The organism is Rhodobacter sp. JA431 (genome assembly GCF_900217725.1).
Classification (GTDB): domain Bacteria; phylum Pseudomonadota; class Alphaproteobacteria; order Rhodobacterales; family Rhodobacteraceae; genus Rhodobacter; species Rhodobacter aestuarii.
Genome location: NZ_OBMP01000019.1, coordinates 1 through 7,975 on the forward strand (window position 1 = coordinate 1; position 7,975 = coordinate 7,975).

General features: G+C 59.8%; 11 protein-coding genes. 2 read left to right on the top strand and 9 right to left on the bottom strand.

The features are described from left to right. The 7 genes from CRO18_RS18295 to CRO18_RS18330 form a co-directional block, all read right to left on the bottom strand. The coding region (locus CRO18_RS18295) for a hypothetical protein (RefSeq protein WP_143128693.1) at nucleotides 1–629 on the bottom strand (629 nt) is incomplete at its 3' end. Nucleotides 630–747: 118 nt separating this feature from the next. After that, nucleotides 748–1,047, bottom strand: a complete 300-nt coding sequence (locus tag CRO18_RS18300; RefSeq protein WP_097083212.1) for a hypothetical protein — start codon at nucleotides 1,045–1,047, stop codon at nucleotides 748–750. Then, nucleotides 1,044–2,264: a hypothetical protein gene (locus CRO18_RS18305; protein ID WP_097083213.1), complete on the bottom strand. Its 1,221-nt coding sequence runs from the start codon at nucleotides 2,262–2,264 to the stop codon at nucleotides 1,044–1,046. Before CRO18_RS18305 ends, CRO18_RS18300 begins: the two co-directional genes overlap by 4 nt. Continuing rightward, entirely contained in the window at nucleotides 2,264–2,530 is a 267-nt protein-coding gene (locus tag CRO18_RS18310) for a hypothetical protein (RefSeq protein WP_097083214.1), read from the bottom strand. Before CRO18_RS18310 ends, CRO18_RS18305 begins: the two co-directional genes overlap by 1 nt. A 13-nt stretch (nucleotides 2,531–2,543) precedes the next feature. Further along, a complete protein-coding gene (locus CRO18_RS18315) occupies nucleotides 2,544–2,807 on the bottom strand; it encodes a hypothetical protein (protein ID WP_097083215.1) in 264 nt (87 codons plus the stop codon). Further along, on the bottom strand, nucleotides 2,807–3,502 hold the full coding sequence (locus CRO18_RS18320; protein WP_212710202.1) for a helix-turn-helix domain-containing protein: 696 nt from the start codon (nucleotides 3,500–3,502) through the stop codon (nucleotides 2,807–2,809). Before CRO18_RS18320 ends, CRO18_RS18315 begins: the two co-directional genes overlap by 1 nt. Nucleotides 3,503–3,788: 286 nt before the next feature. Then, complete coding sequence (locus CRO18_RS18330) at nucleotides 3,789–4,136, bottom strand: hypothetical protein (protein WP_170952739.1); 348 nt, start codon at nucleotides 4,134–4,136, stop codon at nucleotides 3,789–3,791. Between the two features lie 220 nt (nucleotides 4,137–4,356). On the opposite strand from CRO18_RS18330, the gene tig reads away from it, so the two are divergent. After that, complete coding sequence (gene tig / locus CRO18_RS18335) at nucleotides 4,357–5,691, top strand: trigger factor (protein WP_076483319.1); 1,335 nt, start codon at nucleotides 4,357–4,359, stop codon at nucleotides 5,689–5,691. A gap of 81 nt (nucleotides 5,692–5,772) precedes the next feature. Here the strand turns inward: tig and CRO18_RS18340 are convergent, their stop codons facing one another. Next, on the bottom strand, nucleotides 5,773–6,003 hold the full coding sequence (locus CRO18_RS18340) for a hypothetical protein (protein WP_076483318.1): 231 nt from the start codon (nucleotides 6,001–6,003) through the stop codon (nucleotides 5,773–5,775). 385 nt (nucleotides 6,004–6,388) lie between these two features. Here CRO18_RS18340 and CRO18_RS18345 point away from each other — a divergent pair, with 385 nt between their 5' ends. Further along, nucleotides 6,389–7,339, top strand: a complete 951-nt coding sequence (locus CRO18_RS18345) for a bifunctional 2-polyprenyl-6-hydroxyphenol methylase/3-demethylubiquinol 3-O-methyltransferase UbiG (RefSeq protein WP_170952740.1) — start codon at nucleotides 6,389–6,391, stop codon at nucleotides 7,337–7,339. A 21-nt stretch (nucleotides 7,340–7,360) separates the two neighbouring features. On the opposite strand, the gene CRO18_RS18940 is transcribed toward CRO18_RS18345, so the two are convergent. Beyond that, nucleotides 7,361–7,975: hypothetical protein (locus CRO18_RS18940; protein ID WP_170952741.1), on the bottom strand; the 615-nt coding region annotated here is incomplete at its 5' end.

The window sequence follows — 7,975 nt, forward strand, 5'->3', positions numbered from 1 at the left end:
TTGAGCAAGAGCTTGTTCGAGGCGATGCCCAGGGCGATCTGGAAATCCTCAGTCACATGCAGCCCGCCCATGAATTGTCGGGTGCGGCGGTTCCCCGTGCTGCCATCGAAGCGCGCCATATCCTCAAGGCGCATCTGCGCAAATTCGCGCCCATGCGTCGGGGTGTGGGTCACACTCATGCGCGCCACGAGGCCATCGGCGATGCACTCGGCCAAGGTGGCACCACGCGCGGCCTGCGCCGGAACACCGGGCGCAGCACTCGGGGCCAGCGAGCGGCCCATCGGCTCATTTGCCGCCATAATCGCAACGGCTTCTTCGCCGGCTGCTTTCGCAATCGCCGCCGTGATCTCCGCCGCGTCGGTGACCCCCTCACCAGCGCGCAGCGCGTGCTTGGTGATCCGCGTCATGGCATCCGCATCGAGCCGCCCAGACCCCAGAAAAGGCGCGGCCATCGTGGCGATTTGAGCAAGCCCTTGCGCCGTCGCATCCGCAGCGGCAAGGCTCACGCCATGCTCTGCCATGAGGTCGGCTTGCTCGGGCGGAAGGCCCGCCTTCGAGGCCGCGAGCCGCATCTGGGCGAGGTGGCGCGCGGTCGGTTGCGCCGCGCCGGTGATTTTCTTGTCAAACATGCTCAGTTTCCTTGCTTTTCATCCGGGCGATTCCGTCGCCCATCGGTTTCGGTCGGGGAGGCGTTCCGCGATCCTGTTAAGCGGCCCACCTTGTTAAGCGGCCCGACTTGTTAAGGCTTCATCCAATGTTAAGGGGGATTACATTGTCGGGGTGCGAATTACCCGTGTGCGGGTATCCAGAGGGAAGGACCCGCGCCATTCCGCGCAGCTTCCCTAGGTCCGGCAGCCGGTGCGCCCCCTCCACATCGAGGCGCATCCGCCTCACTTTGCGCTGGATCGCGACCAGATGATCCTTTGCCCGCAGCGTGAGGCAGTCGCTTCCCAGCACCACATCAGCAAGTGCCCGGTCGATTGCAAAAAGCTGCAACCGGGTCAGAGCCGCGTCGTCAGAGCTTGCCCCCTTCTTGGTGGTGTTCATGCCGTCACCCCGATCAGCTGGGCTTCGGACAGAAGGCCGGGGTAGACGAGGACGCTTTCGAGCAAGAGGCGAGCGGGGCGAGAGCTGGCATATGAACTGGCCAGTCTGAGGTTAACGGGAGCACTGAATACAACAGCGCTATCTTTTGCGCCTGCCACGCCATTCCTAGCAGTCTGGAAGTGGTCAGGCCCTGCGGCCATGGCTATTGCAAAGTCATCGCCAAGCTGTGGCCCACCAGAAGCCACGAAAGTAGCTTGCGCCACGCCGTTATCATAAACCTCGGACTGAAACGAGCTTGCGGATATGCGCCACATAAAGTGTTGCCGACTAAGGTCGTCCCCAGCGTCCAGTTGGACAACCCGGTCAAACAACCCCGCCGAAGCGTCCATCTGCCCCTTGGCGACGAGCGAATAGCCCGCGCTCAGGTCCATACCGGAAACGTCAATTGGCGCGACAATATCTGCCGCCCGGGTGGTGGCCACCCCAGACTGCGGAATGTAGGATGTTGCCCCCAACCCCGCCTCAAGCTGCGCCATTGTGAAATAAATAACCCTGCCCGGAGACACCCGAATTACCATTTTCTGAGTGGTATCTGTCGCGGTGGACACCTTGACGGCGCGTGCGTAACCTTCGCTTTCAAGCAGCGTTCTGTCCGACGATTGTCCGGTCAGGTAGACGGAACAATCGGCGCCGCCACCGCGATATTGCAGCTGCATTGCGAACGGACCGACAGCGCCAACAGTAACCGCGGAATTAACCCAAACGTCTGAGATGCCCGCAGAGTTATCCACTTTGAACACCTTGCCAGAAGTAACGATTTCGGACAGGCCAGCGGCTTCAAGTTCAGTGGCATCATCGACGAGACTAAACACGCCGTTGGCGTCACCAGTTTTGGTGAAGCCTGCGAGGTTCGTCGGGTTTGTGTGAGTTGTCAGAAAATTCGTCGCGCTGCCCTCAAGCAACAATGCGCGCCTTCCCTCCGCTGTGCGTTCATAGCGCGGCTTATTGATCGACGCAGTTTGAACCGCGCCATGCGCATCAACATAAGTCGCCACGCTGGCCCGCGTGAAAGACCACGGGACGGAGTAATAGCCGTGCTTGAAGTCCAGCATAGCCAGCGGGTTGATGTCGCCAACGCGGTAGCTCGGCAGCGCGGAAACCAGCCCGCCCCCGATGCTAACGAGGCCAAGCCCGCCAATGCCAATGAAGCTCACCATTATTCCCACCCCGTCAGTTCAGTGGCAGAGGTGCCTGTGAACCAAATGCGGCGTGCCCAGATCGAATGCACACCCATCGGCAAGATGGCCGTGGTGCAGATCGCGCCCGTGCGCGAGTGGGTGTAGCGCACTGCCCCCGGCGAACCGCCAATGGTCAAGGCGCGGATCGGCGCGGCAAGGTCCTCCGTGTCACTGGGCGTGATCACCACCGCGCCCATGGCGGGGCCATCAAGCCCCGGAGAATGATACTCAAAACGGTCTGTCATAATCAGCCTCCTTTCAGGCTTCGTTGTGCGAAAGCAGCCCGCCCGAGACGGCGGCCAAGTTCTGCGCCGCCTCAGCAAGCGGCGCGCGATAGGCGAAAAATTCAGGATCATTGAGCGCGGCAACGCGGCTGGCAAAGCTGCCCACCCCTTCCGCTGCCACATGGAGAACCCGGCCCGCGTGGGTGTGCTGCCCGCAGATTTCGCGCATCAGCTTCTCAGCAAGCTTGGCTTGGAGCAGCAGCGCCCACGTCGAGGCGATGTAAAGCCAGTGTGCCATCAGCGAAGCCCCACCGCGTAGAGCCGAAAGTTCACGAACCGCTTGGCACAATTGCTTTCGATCAGATTGTCAGTCGCTGGCGGCATCCGAGAAACCCAATCGAAGCCAAGCCCGCCTTGATCGCTCAACTTCTCGGAAATGTCCTGCAACCGGCATTCGAAGCCATTGCACGAAAGCCAATCGTTCCACGCTTCGAGCTGATAGCCTTGATGCACAACTGCGCGTTGATGCGGCTGGCGAGGATCGGAAAGCACGGCAGCTTTCGCGCCCGCCTTTTGGTTATTGGTTGGTTTATCCTTATAGGGGGGTGTGGGGGGCATGTCAGGATTGTCACCTTTTCGCGTCAGGTTTGACGTGTTTTCGGTTTTGCCGCGCGTCAGGTTTGTCACCTTTTCCGGCGCTTGCCGCGTCAGCCGTGTCACCTTTTCAGAGGTCGAAAAGGCGTCAGGATTGGCACCTTTCAGGAAGCCAAATTCGTTGCACCGCCCGCGCCCGTGCGCCTCGGAAACCTCGATCCAGCCCGCCGCGCGCAGCTCGGCAAGGGCGCGCTGGACAGTCCGCACAGACTTGCCGACAGCCTCGGCCAGCGTCTCAAGAGAGGGATTGCAGAAGCCAGTTTCGTGGTGGGCGAAGTCGTCGCAAAGCGCAGCCGCAAGCACCTTGGCCGCGTCAGAAAGGCCCGCATCGCGCCGCACAGCGCGCTTCCAGTCCCACCGCTGAACCTGCCAATTTTCGAGGCGGGCGGCAGGTTTCGCAGATTCACCTTGCGTTCCCGATATGTCCTGCGAATTTTTTCCGCCAAGCGATTGAAGATACGGAACATTCACCGGATTTAGGTTCTGGCGCCTTTGGCGTGGGGGTTCGAGTCCCTTCACCCGCACCATCATCTCCAAAAGCAAACGCCCGCGCGGCGGTGTCGGCCTGCACGAGCGTTTTCATTGTCGCGCTTGGGCTTAACGCGATGCGCGGGATTAGGTTCCGCTATTTGCCGCCACATTCGCGGGAGAGATATTTCTCGACGCGCTCAAGTTTTTTGAGCTGCATCCGCAGGCCACCAAGCCCAGAGCCACCGGCCTTTGACACATTGCCAAAGCCGTCTCCCGCCCCAACGAAGCGCGCTTGCGCGGTCGGCGCGGGGGCGGCTTGCAATGCCTCGGCGGCCGCGCGCGTAATCGCATCCATTTCCCGGCTATATGCCGAAGAAATCTGCTTACATTCGACCGCATTGGGCTCTTTCGGCATGTCGGAAAAATCGATCTCTTTCGGGGTCCAATCCTGCCCCCCCAAAACCATGGCCGCGCCAATCATTCCCAAGGCGACGACAATCATGAAAATGCCTTTGTTCAATGGAACACTCCTCACCAATCATAAACAGCCCGGTTTTGCCGATCGAAGATGGCGCAAGAATGGCCGAAAAGCAGAAAGATTCGCCCCTACACGCCGTTTTTGCGCCGCGTTTCGCCTTGCCAGCCAAGCGACGAGTGCCTAGAAGGGCCTCTGAAATTTTTGCCCCATGCGCGCGCGGCGCGCCGGAACCAGAGGAAACCCCATGCAGGTCACCCAGACCCTCAACGAAGGCCTCAAGCGCGGCTACAGCTTCACCCTGACCGGTGAGGAGCTCGAGGCCAAAGTCACCGCGAAACTCGCCGAGGCCCAGCCCGAAGTCGAGATCAAGGGCTTCCGCAAGGGCAAAGTGCCGATGCCGATCCTGCGCAAGCAATTCGGTGATCGTCTGCTGGGCGACGTGCTCAATGAAGGCGTTGATGCCGCAGTGAAAGAAATTCTCTCCACCTCGGGCGACCGCCCGGCGCTGGAGCCGAAAATCGAGATGGAAAACGGCGAAGCCTGGAAACCGGGTTCGGATGCCACTTTCACCGTCTCTTATGAAGCGCTGCCGGAAATTCCGAGCTTCGACCGTGGCGAGCTGGAACTGGAACGCCTTGTCGTGAAAGCCGACGAAGCTGCCGTGACCGAAGCGCTCGAAAACCTCGCCAAATCGGCGCAAAGCTTCGAAGACCGCCGCAAAGGCTCGAAAGCGAAAGACGGCGACCAAGTCGTGATCGATTTCGAAGGCTTCCTTGGCGACGAGCCGTTTGAAGGCGGCAAAGGCGAAGAATATCCGCTGGTACTGGGCTCCAACTCCTTCATCCCGGGCTTCGAAGACCAACTCGTTGGCGCGAAAGCCGGTGAAGATGTGGAAGTGAAAGTGACCTTCCCGGCGGAATATGGCGCCGCGCATCTGGCGGGCCAAGAAGCCACCTTCAAATGCCACGTCCATGCGGTGAAAGCCCCGAAAGCGGCCGAAGTCGATGACGAACTGGCGAAGAAATTCGGCTCCGAAGATCTGGCCGCGCTCAAAGCCCAAGTCACCGAACGCCTTGAAGCCGAATATGTCGGCGCGGCGCGCGCTGTGCTGAAGCGTGGCCTGCTGGACGCGCTGGATGGCAAAATGGACTTCGAACTGCCGCCCTCGCTGGTGGAAGCCGAAGCCAACCAAATCGCGCACCAACTGTGGCACGAGGAAAACCCCGACCACCACGGCCATGACCACGGCAACATCGAGCCGACCGAGGAACACAAAGCGCTGGCGACCCGCCGCGTCCGCCTTGGCCTCGTGCTCGCCGAAATGGGCCGCGTCGAGAAAATCGAAGTGACCGACGCGGAAATGACGCAAGCGGTGATGAACGCTGCCCGTCAATACCCGGGTCAAGAACGTGCCTTCTTTGAATTCGTGAAGAGCAACGCGCAAATGCAACAACAACTGCGCGCGCCGATCTTCGAAGACAAAGTGATCGACTTCATCGTTTCGGGCGCGAAAGTGACCGACAAAGAAGTCAGCAAAGAAGATCTGCAAAAAGCGATCGAAGCGCTGGACGAACTCTGATCCAGCCATCGTCACCGGACAGTGACAAAAAGGCCGCCCCACGGGGCGGCCTTTTCTTGTGGCACCATTGCATCGGCGGGGTCAGTCCAAGCCGAAGAATTTCTTCCCCGCGTCGAAGTCGAGGCGGCTTGGGCGGGGAAGCGCCAATGGGCTGAAGTTGGAGCGACCGACCTGATGTCCGGAGAGATCGACAAAGGCGGGTCTGTCAAAGGAGCGTGCGAGCGAACCGGTGCCGAATGTGCCTGAATCTGCCAATTGCAAACACATCAACCCCAGAAAGCTCAGCACGACGGCAATGATCCTGAACTCCATTTCAGGCACTCCTTGCTGATGCTGTCAGAGGGGGGAGAGGGTCGTTTCAAGCGCTGCCACGCTCCGGCCCGATCCGGCCTTCGTCGAAAACGCATTTCGTCGTTACCTACCATATCAATGACTCACTACTGCCAATACACATTCGAGCTTTGTTTCCCGAACAGCCTCAATCTGGCGGCGAAATGGGGCGAGAATTGGAAACAGTTTGGGTAAAATTGGACCATTCGCGCCCAGAACGCGCGCTCGCGCCCTCCAAACACGTATCACCAAGGATTATACGGCATCGGCGCAACAGGTGACGCTCAACCCTTAACCTTCTCTTGGCGAACCCCGGCACAACCCTTACGGTAAACTTTAGGGATATAAACAGGGTTTGGAGACGAGTTTGGAGCGCAGAGACATTATCCTTAAAGGCATATCGAAGACGGATCTCGGTATTGAAGTCGCCCCCTGGCTCGCGGCGATTGCACCGCGCGCTGCCGGATACAACATCCGCATCCTCGACGTGTTCGACACCGAGACGCTGCGCGCCCGTGGTGCCGCAGACCCAAACCAAAGTGCACGCGATTGCACCGCCATCGAAGAGGTGGATTTCGTTGGCAGCGCGACCGAGATTGCCGCGCTGGTGCCAGAGACCGACCATGGTCGGTATGACTACATTGTCAGTTCGCATAACTTTGAGCACCTGCCCAATCCGATCAAATTTCTCAACGGCTGCGCGCAAGTTCTGCGCCCCGGCGGCGTCTTGTCGATTGCCGTGCCCGACCATCGCGGTTGTTTTGACGTTTTCCGCTCACGCAGCACTTTGGCGGATTGGATCGAAGCCTCGCTGTCTGATCCGCAAAAACCGAGCCCGGCGCAGGTGTTTCGGGCGCAGTCGGTTCATGCGCGGCGCCAAGATACCCCGTCTGATCCCTATGCGTTCCAGATGGGCATTTCGCCCGCGCGCCTTGGCTGCGAAACCGATCTGCGCGCCCTTTACGACGATTGGAAGAAGGGCACCGCGCTTTCCGAATATATCGACACACATTGCTCGGTGTTCACCCCGGCATCATTGGAATTGATGCTGCTGGATGCGCAGTATCTTGGCCTGATCTCCCTTGAGGTTGAGGAGGTGTCAAACACGACGGGCGTGGAATTCTATGTGCGGCTGCGCCGCCCGATCGCGCCGCGCCAACTCAGCCCGCAAGAGCATATCGAACGGCGCAACACTCTGTTGCGGCGGATGGTCATGGAATATTCCGAAAAGCTGCCCGAACGCAAAATGCCGCTGCTGAGAAAGATCACCCGTAAACTCCGCGCATTGGGGCGGCGTCTGCGTGGCAAAACACCTTAATCAGCCGCGCATACCGCTGCGTCAGCCCAGCAAACGGCAATAGGAATCGCGATACGTCTCAATCGCGCGCAGGTAGCGGTTGGGCAGGTCAAGATCCTGCAAGCCTTGAAAAAACACCCCGCCCCGATTGCGCTCGGCAATCACATAGGCCCGCCCGGCAATCACCGGGCCGGAGCGGAAGGGGGGGCGCGGATCTTTCTCGACAGGAACCAAACGCTCCACCACCCAACCCGCGGTCATTTTATAATCTAAATAGAGCATCGCCTGTTCGGGGGGCGTGGTCTCGGGGGCGGAAGGCACGGGTTCCACCGCAGCAAGCGCGGGCGCGCCGTCATTTGGCGCCTTGGTGGCCGCGTCGGGTTTGGCAAAATCCATGAAATCAATCACCTTGCCGAACTCTACCCCCTCAAGCGGGATCGCATCAGCGCTGAGAAGATATTTCTCTTCCCCCGGCTCTTGGACATATTTGCGCCAATGCAGCGTGCAGTCGGAGACCTCCGTTTCCAACCAATCCCGTTTCGGCCTCTCGGGGCTTGAAACCTCCCGTGTGCCCAATGCCGCGATTTCTGCCGCCAAACTGGCCTGATCGGCCTGTACAGGCTGCGCAAAGCCCAGAAAGGCGCAGAGCGCAACCGC

Excerpts from the sequence above, each read along its gene's own strand:
- CRO18_RS18340 (WP_076483318.1), bottom strand. The coding sequence starts at position 6,003 with ATGGAGTTCAGGATCATTGCCGTCGTGCTGAGCTTTCTGGGGTTGATG.
- CRO18_RS18300 (WP_097083212.1), bottom strand. The coding sequence starts at position 1,047 with ATGAACACCACCAAGAAGGGGGCAAGCTCTGACGACGCGGCTCTGACC.
- CRO18_RS18315 (WP_097083215.1), bottom strand. The coding sequence starts at position 2,807 with ATGGCACACTGGCTTTACATCGCCTCGACGTGGGCGCTGCTGCTCCAA.
- CRO18_RS18305 (WP_097083213.1), bottom strand. The coding sequence starts at position 2,264 with ATGGTGAGCTTCATTGGCATTGGCGGGCTTGGCCTCGTTAGCATCGGG.
- CRO18_RS18330 (WP_170952739.1), bottom strand. The coding sequence starts at position 4,136 with ATGATTGTCGTCGCCTTGGGAATGATTGGCGCGGCCATGGTTTTGGGG.
- tig (WP_076483319.1), top strand. The coding sequence starts at position 4,357 with ATGCAGGTCACCCAGACCCTCAACGAAGGCCTCAAGCGCGGCTACAGC.
- CRO18_RS18310 (WP_097083214.1), bottom strand. The coding sequence starts at position 2,530 with ATGACAGACCGTTTTGAGTATCATTCTCCGGGGCTTGATGGCCCCGCC.